Genomic DNA, 17,307 nt, shown 5'->3' with positions numbered 1-17,307 from the left:
ATGGACGGGGTGGCATCGACAAGAGCGTTACTGGTAAAATAGCACGCTTTAACGCTAATTTAGGCGGGGAAATGGGTTTGTCAGGCAGGCTGAGATTTATCAGCGCCATTGAACGTTTTCTAAGGCGGGAATCGACCGGCGGCATATTGCTATTCGGAGCGGCGGTGGCAGCGATGATCATCGCCAACTCACCGCTGGCAACGCAATATTTCGATGTCCTTCATGTCGAGGCAGGAATTAGCGTCGGTAATTTCCACCTTAACCTTTCGCTTGGCCATTGGATCAACGATGGGCTGATGGCACTGTTTTTCTTGCTTATTGGATTGGAAATTAAGCGCGAGTTGTTGGTCGGAGAGTTATCCTCACCTGCCAAGGCCGCCTTCCCGGTCATAGGCGCTCTCGGCGGTATGATCGTCCCTGCGTTAATTTACCTCGGGTTAAATCTTGGAGAAGGCGGTAACCCCCACGGTTTCGGCATCCCGATGGCTACCGATATCGCCTTTGCCCTCGGTTTTCTGATGCTATTAGGTAACCGGGTTCCGGTGGCATTGAAAGTGTTCCTGGTTTCCCTGGCGGTCATTGATGACCTGGGTGCTATCATGGTAATTGCGATTGGTTATTCCAGTAACCTGGATTGGGCTTCGCTGGGCTTTGCGGCAATTATAATCGGCGGTTTGATCGCTCTCAACGCTGGTGGTGTCAAGACACTGATGCCGTATATGATTCTCGGTTTGGTGCTCTGGTACCTGGTCTTTCAATCCGGAATCCACGCCACCGTTGCAGGGGTGATTCTCGCCCTCACCATCCCGGTGCGACAAAAGATCTCCAATGATGTGTTCGTCGATACTTGCCGCCTTGAGTTGGATGTATTCGGCGAGGCCGAGGGTAAGCGAAAAAACATCTTGCTAACATCCACGCAGCAAGAAGCCGTTGAAAAGATCGGCGAGGCATATGAACATGTCCAGAACCCTCTGTTGCGGTTGGAGCACACACTCCATCCTATCAGCGCTTATTTGATCATGCCTGTGTTCGCCCTGGCTAATGCAGGCGTGGCGCTGGGTGGCAGCGGCGTCGACCTGATACAACCCGTGGCGTGGGGCATCATGGCAGGCTTAATTATCGGCAAACCATTAGGGATTATCGGGTTAACCTTTTTAATCAGCAAATTTGGCTGGATTTCCAAACCAGCTTCTTGCGAATGGCGGCATATCATTGGCGCCGGAATCATAGGCGGAGTCGGTTTTACCATGTCAATATTCATCACCGGCCTGGCTTTCACCGATGCCGGTCAGATCGACTCAGCCAAGCTGGCTGTCGTCAGCGCCTCACTCGTCGCCGGTGCCGCCGGGGTGTTTTACCTCTGGCGGCTGCCTCCGCCAACGTGCCAGCTTGAAAATAACGAGAATCTTTAAGGAAGCCGCTCGGAAACTTCTAAATCCACACAAGAGACGTCAAGCGACCACGAAGATCCAGGATAAGCTGAAGGTTTCCCAGAGGCGGGCATGTACGGTGTTAGGTCAGACGAGATCTACTCAGCGGCGGAACCAAAACCCAGGTGCCGAAGAGGCAAGGCTAAGGACTGATATCATTTACTTGGCCACCAAGTTTGGCCGGTATGGCTACCGCCGGATCGCGGCGATGCTCAAGTCAGAAGGTTGGAGAGTGAATCACAAGAGAGTGGAACGAATATGGCGACAGGAAGGTCTCAAGGTGCCCCAGAAGCAACCCAGGCGTAAGAGACTATGGCTGAACGAAAACTCGTGTATCCGCTTAAGACCGGAACACAAGGACCATGTCTGGAGCTACGATTTTGTAAAATGCAGGACGGAAAACGGCAAAGCATTCAGGATACTGACCATTATCGATGAGTTCACCCGGGAATGCCCGGCTCTCCTGGTGGCTCGCAGCATCCCATCAAACGATGTCATAGACTTGATATCAAGTGGATCGAAGTAATATTCCGGGTTTTTTGCTCTGACTTGATCTGGGGCACAACCAAACTCGATCTTAAGGAACGGAATTAAGTCATCCAGAGACCGCCATAGTCTCTCGAACGCTTTCTCAATTTTTTCCAATGTAAATCTGTTGCCCACCAGAGACATATGGCGCCAGTACTCTCCAAGTCTTAGAAACGCTTTAAAGGTGACTCAGGAGCAGCCCGGCCACCTCACCCCGCCGCAAGCCGGCCATGCACATCATGTCGATGATCAGCAGATCGCGCTCAATTTCATTGGCATGGGAGCGTTTATCGCTGATGGCCTGCTTTAGAGCGGTGACTTCCTCGTCGCTGACCGATTGTGGGGCGATTTTGGGCGTTTTCACACTGAAGGGAAGCTTTTCCCCAGAGTACCACTTGAAGAAGGCCGAAAAAGCGCTGTAGTAACGCGCTCTCGAATTGGCTTTCAGGTCTCGATAGCGGGTGAAAAAGCGGGCGAAGTTTTCGGCCGACGGTGCCGCCTCTAAAAGGAAAGACTTGGTACTGACCCAGTACTCTCTTGGCTTCTTTGAAATATGGCGGAGAATAACTGTTGAAGATGACGTCGAGGTAATCCGAGAAGAGCTGGTCGTTGGGTTTGTGACGGTTTTTGAATTTCCTGGCCACGTCATCTCCCAGGATGGCAAGGATCAGTTCGACCAGATCCACGTTGCCGAGAATCAGGGAATTTTCGAGCTTCCCCGGTTCTCTCGGCAGCCAGTTTAGCTTTGGTGGTGGGCCATCTTGGTCTCGAACCAAGGACCTCGGTCTTATCAGGACCGCGCTCTAACCAGCTGAGCTAATGGCCCGGGGGGTGAAACAAGCGAGGTTAATTTTAACCCACGGCCGAGGCCAAAATCAAGCGCCGGCATATTGAAAAAGCCTGTATAAACAGTTTCACCTTAACCCCTGGATAGCGGAAGGAAAAATTAGGCCAATCTTTACTCCGGCTTGCGCCGGAGACCGACCTAGGAGTGGAGAGCCGAAGCTCTCAAGCTCCCTAGAAAGGAGGTGATCCAGCCGCAGCTTCCGCTACGGCTACCTTGTTACGACTTCGTCCCAATTACCAGTCCCACCTTGGGCGACTGCCCCCCTTGCGGGTTAGCCTATCGACTTCAGGTGTTACCAGCTTTCATGACGTGACGGGCGGTGTGTACAAGGCCCGAGAACGTATTCAACGCGCTATGCTGACACGCGTTTACTAGCAACTCCGACTTCACGCAGGCGGGTTTCAGCCTGCGATCCGAACTGAGGGCGGTTTTGGGGATTAGCTCCCGGTCACCCGGTGGCAACCCATTGTGCCGCCCATTGTAGCGTGTGTGTAGCCCAAGGCATAAAGGCCATGCTGACTTGACGTCATCCCCACCTTCCTCCCCGTTTTGCGAGGCAGTATCGCCAGAGAATATAACTGGCAATAAGGGTTGCGCTCGTTGCAGGACTTAACCATACACCTCACGGCACGAGCTGACGACAGCCATGCAGCACCTGTGATAGCTCCTGATTTGACAGGTCGATCCCCTTTCGGTTCACTACTTCTAACATGTCAAGCCTTGGTGAGGTTCTTCGTGTAGCATCGAATTAAACCACACGCTCCGCTGCTTGTGCGGGCCCCCGTCAATTCCTTTGAGTTTTAGTCTTGCGACCGTACTCCCCAGGCGGGGTACTTAAAGCGTTAGCTTCGGCACAGAGAGGGTCGATACTCCCTATACCTAGTACCCATAGTTTAAGGCGTGGACTACCAGGGTATCTAATCCTGTTCGCTCCCCACGCTTTCGGGCCTCAGTGTCAGTTTCAGCCTGGAAAATCGCCTTCGCCTCTGGTGTTCCTCCCGATATCTACGCATTTCACCACTACACCGGGAATTCCATTTTCCCCTGCTGTACTCAAGTCCAACAGTATCGGATGACCCCTCCCAGTTGAGCCGGGAGATTTCACATCCGACTTGAAAGACCACCTACGCCCACTTTACGCCCAATAAATCCGGATAACGCTCGCCTCCTACGTATTACCGCGGCTGCTGGCACGTAGTTAGCCGAGACTTATTCCTCAGGTACCGTCATTATTCTTCCCTGAGAAAAGAGGTTTACAACCCGAAGGCCGTCATCCCTCACGCGGCGTCGCTGGGTCAGGCTTTCGCCCATTGCCCAAGATTCCTTGCTGCTGCCTCCCGTAGGAGTCTGGGCCGTGTCTCAGTCCCAGTGTGGCTGACCATCCTCTCAGACCAGCTACCGATCATCGCCTTGGTAGGCCGTTACCCCACCAACTAGCTAATCGGAGACAAGCCCCTCCTCAAGCACCTTGCGGTTTTAGTGATCCTTCTTGTGAAAGAGCACCACATGCGGTATTAGCACTTCTTTCGAAGTGTTATCCCCCACTTAAGGGCAGGTTACTTATCCATTACTCACCCGTTTGCCACTGTCCCTTGCGGGACCGTGCGACTTGCATGCATAAGGCGCGCCGCTAGCGTTCATCCTGAGCCAGGATCAAACTCTCCAGGCTATTTAAACGAATTTACGCTGCAATAAAATTGGCTTTTCCTTCCGCTATCCAGTTGTTAAGGTGCTCCGTCAATCGCTGACGAATTGAAATAATATCATAGCCGTATAATCAGTGTCAAGACCTGGAATTGATCCCTCCGACGTTTATCCGTACGTCATTCTGGTTTTCATAAAAACAAAGTCCGCCGCCTGAGTCGCTTTTCAGCCGCGTCGATGGAAATTGACACCTTGACCATGCCGCCTTACACTTTAATTATCCCCATAATAGGAATGAACATGCCAGATATCGATTCTATCGCCGAGCGCCTCGCCGGCACATTGAAAAGTTACCGCGCCGACCACATCGAGATCCGCCTGGAGGAGACTGAGGCCTCAGCCGTTTCCTATCGCGGCCGGGAGCTTGAGGCCGCCACCCGCAGCCGGGACGCCGGCGGCAACGTCCGCGCCCTGGTTGACGGCGGCTGGGGCTTTGTCACCTTCAATTCTCTTGAGGATATCGAAAAGCGCGTCACCCAGGCAGTCGAACAGGCCCGGCTGGCGGGCAAGGGGAAAAGCGCCTTCACCCCGGCGCCGGCGGTTATTGCCGAGGTCGTCATCGACGAACAACACGACCCGCGGCGAATCAGCCTGGCCGATAAAAAAGCCCTCCTCGATGAGTACAATCAGGCAATGTGGTCAGTCTCCGGGCTGCAGACCTCCAGTATCGGCTACGGCGACTCGCGCCGCCGCTGCGTCCTGGTCAACTCGGACGGCTCGGTCATCCGCCAGGAACGCGCCGACATCACCCTGCGGGTCAATGCGGTGGCCGCCGGCTCCGGCGAGGTGCAGCAGTCCGGCATTTCTATGGGCTCCCGCGGCGATTTCGAGGAGATCAAGGGTCTCCATGCCCGGGTCAGGGAGACCGCCGAGCGGGCGGTGGCCCTCCTGAAGGCGCCCCAGGCCAAAGGCGGCGAATACACCGTGGTGCTGGACCCGGTGCTGGCCGGCGTCTTCGTCCACGAGGCCTTCGGCCACCTTTCAGAGGCGGACCACATTTACGAGAATCCCCAGCTCAAGGAAGTTATGGTGCTGGGCCGCGAGTTCGGCGGCGGGCACCTCAATATCATCGACGATGCCACGATCGGCAACCTGCGCGGCTCCTACGCCTACGACGACGAGGGTGTCCCGGGCCAGCGCGTCCACCTCATCCGCGAAGGCAAGCTCACCGGGCGGCTGCATTCGCGGGAAACGGCTGCCAGGATGGGCGAGAAACCCTCGGGCAACGCCCGGGCTATTTCCTTCCGCCACCCGCCCATCGTGCGCATGGCCAATACTTACATCGAACCGCGGGATGTTACATTTAACCAGATGATCGGCGATATTAAAGAAGGCATCTACGCCCGCAACTGGTACGGCGGTACGACCTCCATGGAGATGTTCACCTTCTCCGCCGGCGAGGCTTTCATGATCAGGAACGGCCGGGTCGAGGAACTGCTGCGGCCGGTGGTCCTCTCCGGCAACGTCTTCGAGACGCTGAAACGAATAGACGCCATCGGCAACGATCTGGACATGAACCAGGGCGGCGGCTGCGGCAAGGGCGGCCAATCGCCCCTGCCGGTGTCCAACGGCTCGCCCCACATCCGCATCCAGAAATGCCTGGTAGGAGGCCGTTAGAATGGCTTACAATTTCGAACGCCTCCTGAAACGGGCGGCCAAAATTGCCGGGCAGGCCGACCTGTTTATCGTAGATTCCGAGGAGACTCCGGTCCATTTCGAGGCCAACCGTCTCAAGAGCCTGCAGACCAGGCAGAGTTCCAGCGTCGCCCTGCGCCTCATTAAGGACGGGCGGCTGGGATTTGCCGTCTCTACCCGGCCCGATGACGGCGAGGCATTGCTGGCGATGGCTGTCGAAACGGCCCGTTTCGGCCAGGTGGTCGATTTCGACCTGCCGGCGGCCGCGCCGTACCCCGTTGTAGACACCTATGATCCGGCGGTGCTAGAAGTACCGGCGGCCAGGATGGTGGAACTCGGCGAGCGGATGATCTCCGCCGTCACCGAAAAACACCCCGATGTGCTGTGCGACGGCGGCGTGGAGACGGCAGAGGTCTCGGTGCGGGTGATGAATTCCCGCGGCGCCGATATCCGTTACCGGAAAACGGTCATGGGCCTCGGCCTCCAGGGCACCCGTGTCCGCGGCACCGACATGCTTTTCGTCGGCGACGACCTGGATGACTGCCGGGTCATTGAAGACGTTGACCGGATTATCGGAAACACCCTGACTCAACTTGACCGAGCCGGCAGGAACGCCCCGGTCAGGTCGGGAGAACTGCCGGTGCTCTTCACCCCGTCCGGCGTCGTCTCGGCTTTCATCCCGGCGCTGGCCTCGGCCCTGAACGGCAAACTGGTCTTCGAGGGCGCTTCCCCCCTGTCCCAGCGCCTCGGAGAGGTCGTGCTGGACGAGAAGTTCTCGCTCCACGACGACGCCGCCATCCCGATGCGTCCCACCTCCCGCCCCTGCGACGACGAGGGCGTGCCCTGCCGCCGCACCCCGCTCATTGAAAACGGCCGCGTCGCCAATTTCTATTACGATCTGAAAACGGCGGCCAAAGCTGGCAAGACCTCCACCGGCAACGGCTCGCGCGGCCGCGGCGGCGCCCCGGCGCCGTCGGTCAACGCCCTGGTGGTGGCCTCCGGCCAGGCGAGTTTCGAATCGCTGTTGTCCGGCATCAAAGAGGGGCTGGTGGTTGAGTACCTGATGGGCGCCGAGCAGGGCAACGTCCTGGGCGGCGATTTTTCGGGCAATGTCCTGCTGGGCTACAAGGTTGAAAACGGCGAGATCGTCGGCCGGGTCAAGGATACGGTGGTCGCCGGCAATGTCTACAAGCTGCTGTCCGGCATCACCGTCGGCGCCGACGCCCGCTGGCAGGGCGGCGTCTTTACCCCCTCGATCTTCTGCCCGGCGGTACCGGTGGCGGCTAAATGATGCCCGGTTTTGAAGACCGAAGATATGCCGGTGGGCGGCATTTGAAAATATTTAAGCGCAGGAGCGTCAACATTTGAGCGGCCTCATCAAGATCCACGCCCGTCCCAAGCTTCATGAGCCCAACATGCTGGCCGCCTGGCCCGGCATCGCCAATGTGGCCATGATCACCGGAACCTACCTGGCGCACAAACTTAATCCGAGGCCGCTGGCCGAGGTCATCGCCCCCTATTTTTTTGATCCCATCGGCGTGCTGGTGCGGGACAACCTGGTGGAGTCGCCGCAGTTCCCGGAGAGCCGCTTCTTCTACTGGAAGAACAAGCCCGGCAAGCGCGATCTGATCCTTTTTCTGGGCGATGACCAGCCGTCGTCCAAGACCTATGAACTGGCCCACGCCGTCATTGATGTCGCCGAGCGTTTCGGCGTCAAACGCCTTTACACCTGCGCCGCCGCCCTGACCCGGATCCACCACTCGGAGCAGCCCAGGGTCTGGGGAGCCGCCACCCGCGATGCCATCCTGGAAGACCTCAAGGCGCAGCGGCTGGTCATGGGCGGCGACCTGCAGATCTCCGGCCTGAACGGCCTGCTGCTCGGCGTGGCCAAGGAGCGGCGGCTGGATGCCGTCTGCCTGCTGGGTGAAGTGCCGCACTACGCCTCGCGCTTCCCCAACCCCACCGCCGCCCTGGCCATCGCCGAAGCGATGCAGAAGATGCTGGACATTGAAGTTGACCTGGCTGAACTCAAAGAACAGGCGGCGGAAGCCGCCGGCCGCCTCAAGGAAATGACCGCCGAGGCTATGGGCGACTATATCGACTATTTCACGGAACCTATCTGGGAACGGGGTGAAAATGAGGAGGAGGAAGAGGATGGCAGCCCCGGGTCGCAAAACTAATGCTGAAAAACCATCTTTCCAAAGCGCCCTCCAAAAGCTGACGGAGGGCGACCGGAAGTTGTCGAATTCAGAAATCGCCGCGCTGTCGCTGGCGGGGCCGGAGGACCAGGCGCTTTTCAAAGGCTGCTGGCCGGATGTTGCCGCCGAGGTTAAGGCCGGCCTGCTGGGACGCATGGAGGAACTGGCTGAGGATGACGCCACGCTGGATTTCTCCGCCCTCTACCGTGTCATGCTGGCCGATGACCTGCCTGCGGTGCGCGCCGCCGCCCTTCGCGGCCTCTGGGAGGCCGAGGACCCCACTCTCATCCGGAAATTCATCCCGGTCATGCGTTCCGATCCTGATGCCGGGGTGCGCGCCGCCGCGGCGGAGGCGCTGGGTAAATTCGCCATGCTGGCCGAACACGGCAAGCTGCGCCCGGAGGCTGAAGAACTCCTGGCGGCCAGCCTGCTCGGCGTCTTCGCTGACGCCGGGGAGGAAACCGTGGTGCGGCGGCGGGCGCTGGAGGCGGCGGCCTATCTGTCGCGGCATGAGGTCAGGCAGGCCATCACCGACGCTTATGATTCCGGCGACCCCGAACTCAGAGCGGCCGCCCTGTTCGCCGCCGGCCGCAATCTGGACTCTACCTGGCTGGACACGCTGCTGGATGAGACGACCTCCGAACTGCCGGAGATCCGATACGAGGCGGCGGCGGCCCTCGGCGAATACGAAGACGAGCGGGCGGTGCCCTGCCTTATCCGGCTTACCGCGGATTGCGATGCCGAGGTCCGGCTGGCGGCCATCACCGCATTAGGCAAGGTCGGCGGCAAATTGTCCAAAGCCCACCTGGAGGAACTCACCCGGTCTGAGGATGAGGCGGTAAGGGAGATGGCCGCCGAGGCGCTGGAAGACCTGGCCGAAGCCGCCGGCTTGCTGTCCGGTGAGATCGAAACTGTCAGGCCGGTTGACACCGAAGAGGAAGAGCGGTATTGGGACGGGGAGACGTATGCCGGCTGAACTGCCGAAAGTGACCCTCCGGCCGAAGCGCCTGGAGGATGCCGAACTTGATTACCAGTGGCAGACCGACCCGGAGTTCGCCACCCTCCACGCCAAGGAAGCCGTTACCCTGTCCTTCGCCCAGTTTCAGGAAGAGTACGCCGAGGTCTTCAAGAACCGCTGGCCGGGGCGCCTCCATTTCGCCATCGAGACCGAACAGGGCCTCTGCATCGGCGACTGCGCCTGTCACAACATCAGGCATGACGAAGCCGAGGGCGAGGTGGGCATCAACATCGCCCGCCGCGACTATTGGGGCAAGGGCTACGGCGCCGCCGCTTTATCCCAGTTTGTCGAATACATCTTTTCCTGCACCGGCCTGAAGAAGCTGAAGCTGCGCACCCTGGAAGACAACCTCCGGGCGCAGCGGAGTTTCATCCGGGCCGGTTTCCGGCCGGCCGGCGTTTTGGAAGACGGGGGCCATCGCTTCCTGCGCATGGAACTGTCCCGCGAGGTATGGCTGAAAATGACCGGCCACCATGACCGGCTGCCGATCGATACGGCTGAAGAAAGCTAAACCGGCCGCCGGGGCAGTTCGACGACGGCGGTTCCGGTAACGGTCTTCTCTCCCCTGGGGTTCTCCGCCCAGATGGAAAGTGTTGCAAGGCCGTCCCCCGCCTCCGATTTCCTGGCGACGACACCGCGCAGCAGCAGTTTTTCGCCGGGGAAAGTCATTGCTTTGTAGCTGACCGAGTGTTTTTTAAGCAAGCCGGCCGGCCCCAGCCAGTCGGTGACCAGCTGTATCAGGCAGGATGAGACCAGCTGCCCGTGGACGACAATACCCGGCAGCCCCCTGGCGGCGGCGGCGTCCCGGTCGTAGTGGATGGGATTGTAATCGCCGGAAGCCCCGGCGTACATCACCAGTTGCCTCGGCGTTGGCATTTTTTCCAGCGCCGGCAACTCGGCTCCGACGGCGGTATCCTCGAAGAATGGGGTGTCAGCCATTTTTCTGCACTATGGCTGTCTGGCGGCAGGCCGCCACCGGCTGACCGAGTTGATTGGTGTAAGCGGCGTCGACATTGACGAAAACCATCGTCTTGCCGCCAGAGACGCGCTCCCGCGCGGAAGCGATCCTGGCCTTCATAGTGACGCTGTCCCCCAGGCGCGCCGGCTGGAAGAACTCCGCCTCGGTAGCCCCGTGCAGCACCGCCACCTCTTCCGCGGAAGCCAGCATTTCATAAACGCGGTCGAATCCCAGCGCCGGGATAAGCGAAGGCGGCGCCTCGGCGTGCCAGCGCGGGGACTCGTCGCCGACCGCTTCGGCGAAACGGCGGATTAGCGTCCGGTCGATATTAAAAGAAAGCGCCGGCAGCTCAAATCCCGCTCTGTCTTTGAGTTCGCTGAAGGGGATGCGTATCATTGGAATAGATTAGCGAACCGCCGAGCCAGTGTCAAAACGGCGCTCAAAATATGCTATCATCACCGCGGTGAAGATAATAGTTAAAAATATGCGGCGGGATACCGGCGATGCCGGATAATGCCGCTCGTTTTTCCAGCAGGGTTGCCGACTATGTCAAATACCGGCCCTCGTATCCGGCGTCTTTCCTGCGTTACCTTGCCGCCGAGGTCGGTTTCGGCCCGGAATCTGTCGTTGCCGATATCGGTGCCGGCACCGGCATCCTCTCCAGGCTCCTGGCCGGACAGGTGAAGAAAGTTTTCGCCGTTGAACCGAATGCGGAAATGCGCCTGGCTGCCCGGGAGTATTGCAAAAATGTCCCCAACATCGAAATCATTGACGGCGCCGCCGAAGCCACCGGCCTGCCGGATTCAAGCGTTGATTTCATCACCGCCGCCCAGGCCTTCCACTGGTTCCGGCTCGATGAAGCAAGGCGGGACTTCCGCCGCATCCTGCGCCCCGGCGGCAAGGTGGTCCTCGTCTGGAATGTCCGTGATGTCACCACCCCTTTCGGCGCGGAGTATGAATCGCTGGTCAGGCAGCACTGCCTGGAATACCTCGGCTCCGGGGGCGGCTCCGGTGAAACTCTGCCTTACCGGTTGTTCTTCAAAGACGGCCGCTACCAGCACCGGGACTTCCCCAATGACCGCCTCCTGGATCTGGAGACCCTTATCGGGTACTCGCTGTCAACCTCTTACGCCCCGGTTAAGGGCGATGAGGGCTATCCTGCGTTCATCCAGGACCTGGCGGATGTCTTCAACCGGTTTGCCCAGGACGGCACAGTGCTGCTGTCAACGACGGCGCAGAGCTATGTCGGCGAGGTTTGAATTCTTTCACCTTGCGCCAAGTCGGATCCACGGCTTTTTACTTCACCTCAATTGTTAGATTGATTAATCCGATCTACTGAACAATCCAACACCGACATTGAGGGTTGCACGCATTTTACAATGCGGCAATCGGTATGGCTAGTGGTGCTTGACAGAATATTCTTGCTTCAGATTTCAGGTCACACTATTGCTTGCCTTGTGTGATCTTCTACCTGTTCAAAATAGAGACGCATACCAAATATAAAGGCTATACATCAGCCAAAGCGTTAAGCCAACTAAACAAACGGAAACACCGACTTTAGCTAGCGTTTTGCTTCTGCTTCTTAATCCTCTAAAGCCAATAATTAACCCAATCACAAACCCTAATAAAGACGGAGTTAAATAGGCGAATGGGCCAAGTCCTACTCCTGGCTTAGAAAAAATAATGTTTATTATAAATGGTAATATAGCACTTATCCCACCGAGAATAACGGAGATAATTGCTAATCGGTCAGCACTCTCTTTGTTCGGTGATACATTATTGATTGACATCGTTTTGGTTAAACCGGTGATGTAATCTGCAGGTCAAGGGCAGGTCAATCTTCAAAGAACTGCATCTAATTAGGTAGTATCTGCTTAATCGAACTCTCATTGTGCATCTATGACGGTTCTTTTTAAATTCAATAACTAGGTGGTCCAGAAAATTAACCTCAAATTCAGAGCGAGGAATATTTGTTTTCAAATGAACTCTTCGTAAACACTCTCCCTTTTAACTCAATTTCTCTTTCGGTTTGCACCGTGTTTTTCCCGTCATTTTCTCCTATAGCTGCGATTTCGATGCTACGAAAAATATCAACCATAAAACAGCGCCCAATACGCACAAAATCATCCCTATTATTGCTAATATGTTTGTCCTGGACTTTGATCCTATTATGCCCATGATAAATCCTATTACAATAACAATTAACCATACAATATATCCCAAATTTTCGTCGGCCCTAATTCTCAGCGAGTTTGTAATGAAAAGAAATGTAATACCAATAATGCCAAGTATTACTGAGATGCATCCAAAGGTGCCGGAATTATTATTAACCAAGTGAGCCATTATTCTAATAACAGCCTTTCATTTATATTCAAGTTCTGATAGTCAGAAATTCTATCTTATTCATACAAATCATCAAAACAAACGGAGTAAGTCGATGCTTCAGATACTGGCCGGTCCTTGATGTTCAGTATGGGAACGTATCCGAGAACTTCGTCCAGAACCATTACTTCGAGTGAAAACGTAGCATTTGGTAAAGCATTCTTATTTGGGATGACTTGAATGCTATAGTTACCCGATTGTGCTTTCTTGATATTGACTGTGTATTCCTGGATACCAGATTCATTGATACTTGTGGCAAAATATGCCCCCAAAATTTCACCTGATTCTCTACTGACTGTTAACCCGCTCGGATCGGTTATGACCAAATCCACTGGGCCTGAAACTTTCATTGTTAAATACCCTTGAGGCAGAAATATATGATCATAAAATCCCCAGCTTGAAAACCGGACGAGCCTGGCAAGAGGAGCTTCGTAGTTCTCGCTCGTCTCTACGATATCCATGAAATCACCCATCTGGTACGTTTGCGTTCTGTGCATATGTCCACTATATTCAGCAAGAATATTTGAACCGTAATCATCCAAATAGTTTTCTATTATTTCCAGTTCCCCAAAGAAGAACAACGTAGCTAATCCCAACAGCATTGGATGATGCGCCAATAGTATAATGTTTTCGCTTGATCCGGGATGGTTAGCTACATATTGGGACAAATGGTTTGTAAACCATGTCCATGTACCATCGGTAAAATTATGCAGATCTCCATCACCTTCAACTCCTGGCAATGTTCCAATTGCGTCTTGGCGTGAATTAAAATCCAAAGCTATGAAGTGATACCCATTGTAGTCGAAGGCAAAGTTTTGGAAATAGCTGTAATGGGCCGGTCACACTTATGCTTGGTTTGTGCAGAGTGAACTTGCAGCAAAATGGTAGAAAACGGTCAGGTTGTTCATGATCTGTCAGTCTAGATTCCACTGACAGGACTAGCGCGTGCGTGTCTGCCGGCCCGTGCCTGTCACAAGCCCGCCTGAAGTTGTCCGTGACCGCTCACTAGTGCTGACATTCACCTCCACCTCATGGGCATTTCGATTCCGGCGTGCAAGGAGCTTGTTACTATTCAATTCACTAACAACCATCTATCCTAGCGCTAACCCGACTAATAATAAATATAATAACCAAATCGTGCTGCTAACACAAACAATAATTCCTATTATTGGTAAGGCCTTGGGCATCTTTTTTACCGTTCTAATCCCGATGATCAATCCGGAGACTGCGATTAACAGCGCAGGCATAACCGCAATCCGTAAAACCATACGGTTCGAAGTGAACGCGATAAACCAACCCAATATGAACGGTAGGCAGGCGCTAAAAACTCCCAACAACAACGGCACAACCGGCGAGATGCTGACTACTTGGTGCTTAGTGCTGTTTGAACTGGTGGTTCTCATATCTATATCTTAACCCAGGACTATTGTTGCATTGGAAACTTCAGATGGAAGATAATCTTCATCACCGGAAAAACTGGCATATATCATGTACTGCCCACCCACTATTTGTCCAATTATTGAAGGAACAGTGGCGATTCCATGCGAATCAGTGATGGCTATAACTGATTTATCCCCAAAGTTAAAATGAACTGCTTTCCCTTGAAGTGGCTTATTCGTTGCATCAGTTAATAAAGCAATAATATTAATATTGCCAGATTTCTGATCATTCACCTCAACTGTATAAATAAGGTGAGTAACTTGGCGCTCTTTAGAGAAAAAGGAATAATCATGGGACAACACTTCTGATATCGGAACATTCAACGCTTCTAAGACAGGGACATATCCAAAAGAGCCTTCCATTGAATTAATTTTCAAGGAGAAAGTATCAGTTTGTTTGGCACTGCTGTTCGGAATAACCTGGACTCGATATTCTCCAATTTTCCGATTCTTAATATTAACGGTGTTTATCAAGGTGCCAGTATCCTTAACTTCTGTTGTTAAGTAGGTCCCGGTTATTTGGCTACTATTGTTGGTAACCGTAAATCCGTCTGGGTCGGTGATAACTAAATCTATGGGACCTGAAGCTTGAATCGTTAAATACCCTTGAGGCAGAAATATATGATCATAAAATCCCCCACTTGAAAACCGGACAAGCCTGGCAAGAGGGGCTTCGAAGTTCGCGCTCGTCTCTACGATATCCATGAAATCACCCATCTGATACGTTTGTGTTCTATGCATATGTCCACTATATTCAGCAAGCATATTTGAACCGTAATCATCCAAATAGTTTTCTATTGTTCCCAGTTCCCCAAACGAGAACATCGTAGTTAATCCCAACAGCATTGGATGATGCGCCAATAGTATAATGTTTTCGTTGCTCTCCGGGTGATTAAGTGCATATTGCGAAAGACGCCATGTGAACCAATCCCAAGTCCCTCCGGCAAAGTTGTGCAAGTCCCCTTCACCTAGAGTGCCATTTAGTGGCCAAGTTGCTTCGCCACGCGAGTTGAAATCTGATGCCATGAAATGGAAACCATTGTAGTCGAACTCGAAATTCTCAAAGTAGACTGACCTTCCCACCTCAGGATCCCATTTTGGCTGTGATGCCTGTTGGACCCAGTTCGGGAATATAGATGATAGGTAACTGTACTGGGATTGAAATTCATTATAATAATGAACATCTGTGCCCTCTTGCACCGTTGCTTCATCTGCCCCTGCATAAGGCCAAACGTCATGGTTGCCAATGACGGGGATCCAGGGTACATTGAGTCCGTCTAATATTAGCTTGACTTCCCTAAATTCTGAAATTTCGGCACTCTCGGTAAGATCTCCGGTCACAACTACAAAAGCTATTTTATGCTCAGCGATATTACCGTTGATTTCATCTACAATTGCGTATAGGTTAACAATATTAGTGAGCGTTTCATAGCCGGTTGCGTCATTCTCCCAACCAGGGAACACATAGTCGCCACCTGGAGAATCACGTCCAATATGCAAATCTGTGATTATCGCAAAGGACCAGGGCTCAACTGGCAGAGCAATCCTTGCCATAGTAGGCTGGTCAACCCACGGTCCAACGTATGCTCCACCAAAGCTTGCCGATACAATTCCAAGAGTTGTACCTATTAGACTGGTTGAGACATTCCCGTTTGGATCCGTATAACCACTGTATTCTGATAGTGTGCCACTCGTGGTCGTAAAAGTCACCAGTTGGTTATTCAAAGAGTTGCCAAATTGATCACGCAAATGAAATGTAATATTGTTACTAAAAGATGTGGCATCAATAATGCTCTGTATAATTGGGAGACTCGCAATAATAACCATGTTGGATGAAACAGCAAAGTTTTGATCCCCATTGAACACCGCATCAACCAAAATTGTCGAATTGGGATAATTTTGACCCAAAGCGGCAATGTTCACAATGGCGTCACCTGAAGAATTGGTCGTACCATAAATTGGGGAAGGGACAGGTGTAACTAAACTGCCGTATTGGTCATAGTAACAATAATAAAAAGTAAAAGGAAGGCCCACCGCTTGGATTTTGGTACCAGTTAATTGATACGCAGCGGCAGACACAGTCAGGTTTTCTCCTGGAGTTGCCGTATTACGTGTCGCAACACTTACACTGGTTTGGATTTGACCAGTTGAGCCTGGATATGCAACGACTCTGCACATGGTCGGCTGGTGTACCCAACCGGAGTTAACGAATCCTCCAAAACTCGCCGATACGACCCCGGCAGATGTGCCGCTTAAGACGGTTGTCACGTTACCACTTTGATCTGTTATACCGCCATATGAGGATAATACACCCTGGGTCGTGGTAAAACTTAATGTCTGATTAGGCAAGTTATTGGCGTACTGATCTGCCAAATGAAAGGTGATTGAACCACCGTTACAGGTCGTGGAAATTCTGGACTGAAGTATGGGGAGGGTCGACACGGTTACCATGTTCGATGAAGCGAGGAAGGTTTGATCCCCAAAGTATATGGCATCCACAACAAAAGTAGAATTAGGTGCCGAAAGGTCATAAGCAGTCAAATAACGAACGGCATTACCTGAAGAATCAGTATATACAACGACAGATTCATTATTCACGTTCCCATTATGGTAATAGGTAGAATTAAAGGTAATAGGAATGCCAGAATCCATAACTTTAACTAGTTCCGGCAAAGAATAGATGCTTGCGCTTACCGTAAAGGTATCCCCGGGAGCAACCGTATTGGGGGTATTCGTGACCATCCTTGTTTGAACACTTGAGGTTGAATCTAATACAGAATCGTCCATTCCTGATTCTTGTTGATTCGCAAAAGAGGTTAAGAAAGAATCGTGGAGTTGTGTAAACATATCCGGGTGGTTCGGCAACTGTAACTTGACGTTATCGGACGCCACTGTAATCAGGGTGTCAGGAGGTTCGAATTTTATACCCGGAGGCGTCCTATCTGACAAGACTGGTGTGCTTATGAACAGAGCACTTGCGAATACACTTACAAGGAAATAAGTGGTTTTCATCATGTCCCTCCACAGTTTAAGAAATTAAAATTTCCTCAAACGTTAAAGGTCATTATCTTGCGAACATGAAGCCGCGGTTGATTATATACCCCCCCCCCCCAATCAGTTGTCAATACCTTGTAAGGGCCCAATACCTAAGTAACTACTTACCTGTGC

14 protein-coding genes, 1 tRNA gene, 1 rRNA gene and 1 pseudogene are annotated in these 17,307 nt (G+C 53.4%); 9 read left to right on the top strand and 8 right to left on the bottom strand.

Annotation, left to right across the window (positions count from 1 at the left end; all coding sequences use genetic code 11):
• Window positions 1-71 precede the first annotated feature (71 nt).
• Entirely contained in the window at window positions 72-1,412 is a 1,341-nt protein-coding gene (gene nhaA / locus ABV300_RS02315; protein WP_353714937.1) for a Na+/H+ antiporter NhaA, read from the top strand.
• Window positions 1,384-1,938: pseudogene (locus ABV300_RS02310) on the top strand (IS3 family transposase); the annotation flags it as partial. The gene nhaA and the pseudogene ABV300_RS02310, both read left to right, overlap by 29 nt.
• A gap of 198 nt (window positions 1,939-2,136) precedes the next feature.
• Here the strand turns inward: ABV300_RS02310 and ABV300_RS02305 are convergent.
• A complete protein-coding gene (locus ABV300_RS02305; protein WP_353714936.1) occupies window positions 2,137-2,322 on the bottom strand; it encodes a hypothetical protein in 186 nt (61 codons plus the stop codon).
• Between the two features lie 151 nt (window positions 2,323-2,473).
• Here ABV300_RS02305 and ABV300_RS02300 point away from each other — a divergent pair, with 151 nt between their 5' ends.
• Window positions 2,474-2,701, top strand: coding sequence for a hypothetical protein (locus ABV300_RS02300; RefSeq protein WP_353714935.1), 228 nt, complete (start codon window positions 2,474-2,476; stop codon window positions 2,699-2,701).
• A 6-nt stretch (window positions 2,702-2,707) separates the two neighbouring features.
• On the opposite strand, the gene ABV300_RS02295 is transcribed toward ABV300_RS02300, so the two are convergent.
• Both ABV300_RS02295 and ABV300_RS02290 read right to left on the bottom strand, forming a co-directional pair.
• Window positions 2,708-2,784: transfer RNA gene (locus ABV300_RS02295), tRNA-Ile, on the bottom strand.
• 195 nt (window positions 2,785-2,979) lie between these two features.
• Window positions 2,980-4,474: ribosomal RNA gene (locus ABV300_RS02290) — 16S ribosomal RNA — on the bottom strand.
• 275 nt (window positions 4,475-4,749) lie between these two features.
• Here ABV300_RS02290 and ABV300_RS02285 point away from each other — a divergent pair.
• The 5 genes from ABV300_RS02285 to ABV300_RS02265 all read left to right on the top strand — a co-directional run bounded on the left by ABV300_RS02285 (window position 4,750) and on the right by ABV300_RS02265 (window position 9,871).
• Window positions 4,750-6,126, top strand: a complete 1,377-nt coding sequence (locus tag ABV300_RS02285) for a TldD/PmbA family protein (protein WP_353714934.1) — start codon at window positions 4,750-4,752, stop codon at window positions 6,124-6,126.
• 1 nt (window position 6,127) lies between these two features.
• A complete protein-coding gene (locus tag ABV300_RS02280) occupies window positions 6,128-7,435 on the top strand; it encodes a TldD/PmbA family protein (protein WP_353714933.1) in 1,308 nt (435 codons plus the stop codon).
• A 73-nt stretch (window positions 7,436-7,508) separates the two neighbouring features.
• Window positions 7,509-8,324, top strand: coding sequence for a PAC2 family protein (locus ABV300_RS02275; RefSeq protein ID WP_353714932.1), 816 nt, complete (start codon window positions 7,509-7,511; stop codon window positions 8,322-8,324).
• Complete coding sequence (locus tag ABV300_RS02270) at window positions 8,299-9,318, top strand: HEAT repeat domain-containing protein (RefSeq protein WP_353714931.1); 1,020 nt, start codon at window positions 8,299-8,301, stop codon at window positions 9,316-9,318. Before ABV300_RS02275 ends, ABV300_RS02270 begins: the two co-directional genes overlap by 26 nt.
• Complete coding sequence (locus tag ABV300_RS02265) at window positions 9,308-9,871, top strand: GNAT family N-acetyltransferase (RefSeq protein WP_353714930.1); 564 nt, start codon at window positions 9,308-9,310, stop codon at window positions 9,869-9,871. Before ABV300_RS02270 ends, ABV300_RS02265 begins: the two co-directional genes overlap by 11 nt.
• On the opposite strand, the gene ABV300_RS02260 is transcribed toward ABV300_RS02265, so the two are convergent.
• A complete protein-coding gene (locus ABV300_RS02260) occupies window positions 9,868-10,299 on the bottom strand; it encodes a MaoC/PaaZ C-terminal domain-containing protein (protein ID WP_353714929.1) in 432 nt (143 codons plus the stop codon). The genes ABV300_RS02265 and ABV300_RS02260 overlap by 4 nt on opposite strands.
• Window positions 10,292-10,714, bottom strand: a complete 423-nt coding sequence (locus ABV300_RS02255; RefSeq protein ID WP_353714928.1) for a MaoC family dehydratase N-terminal domain-containing protein — start codon at window positions 10,712-10,714, stop codon at window positions 10,292-10,294. Before ABV300_RS02255 ends, ABV300_RS02260 begins: the two co-directional genes overlap by 8 nt.
• A 107-nt stretch (window positions 10,715-10,821) precedes the next feature.
• On the opposite strand from ABV300_RS02255, the gene ABV300_RS02250 reads away from it, so the two are divergent.
• Window positions 10,822-11,577, top strand: coding sequence for a class I SAM-dependent methyltransferase (locus ABV300_RS02250; protein ID WP_353714927.1), 756 nt, complete (start codon window positions 10,822-10,824; stop codon window positions 11,575-11,577).
• Window positions 11,578-11,793: 216 nt separating this feature from the next.
• Here the strand turns inward: ABV300_RS02250 and ABV300_RS02245 are convergent, their stop codons facing one another.
• From ABV300_RS02245 to ABV300_RS02235, 3 genes are all read right to left on the bottom strand, one after another.
• Window positions 11,794-12,108 carry a hypothetical protein gene (locus tag ABV300_RS02245; protein ID WP_353714926.1) on the bottom strand — a complete coding sequence of 105 codons (315 nt, stop codon included), beginning with the start codon at window positions 12,106-12,108 and terminating at the stop codon, window positions 11,794-11,796.
• 609 nt (window positions 12,109-12,717) lie between these two features.
• Complete coding sequence (locus ABV300_RS02240; protein ID WP_353714925.1) at window positions 12,718-13,476, bottom strand: hypothetical protein; 759 nt, start codon at window positions 13,474-13,476, stop codon at window positions 12,718-12,720.
• A 636-nt stretch (window positions 13,477-14,112) separates the two neighbouring features.
• Window positions 14,113-17,154 (bottom strand): Ig-like domain-containing protein, encoded by a 3,042-nt coding sequence (locus ABV300_RS02235; RefSeq protein WP_353714924.1) that lies wholly within the window; start codon window positions 17,152-17,154, stop codon window positions 14,113-14,115.
• Between the last annotated feature and the right edge of the window lie 153 nt (window positions 17,155-17,307).

This window comes from Dehalogenimonas sp. 4OHTPN, from assembly GCF_040448695.1.
Lineage (GTDB): Bacteria > Chloroflexota > Dehalococcoidia > Dehalococcoidales > Dehalococcoidaceae > Dehalogenimonas.
Note: the sequence above shows the minus strand (reverse complement) of the source record. Positions and strands in the feature narration are given on the sequence as shown.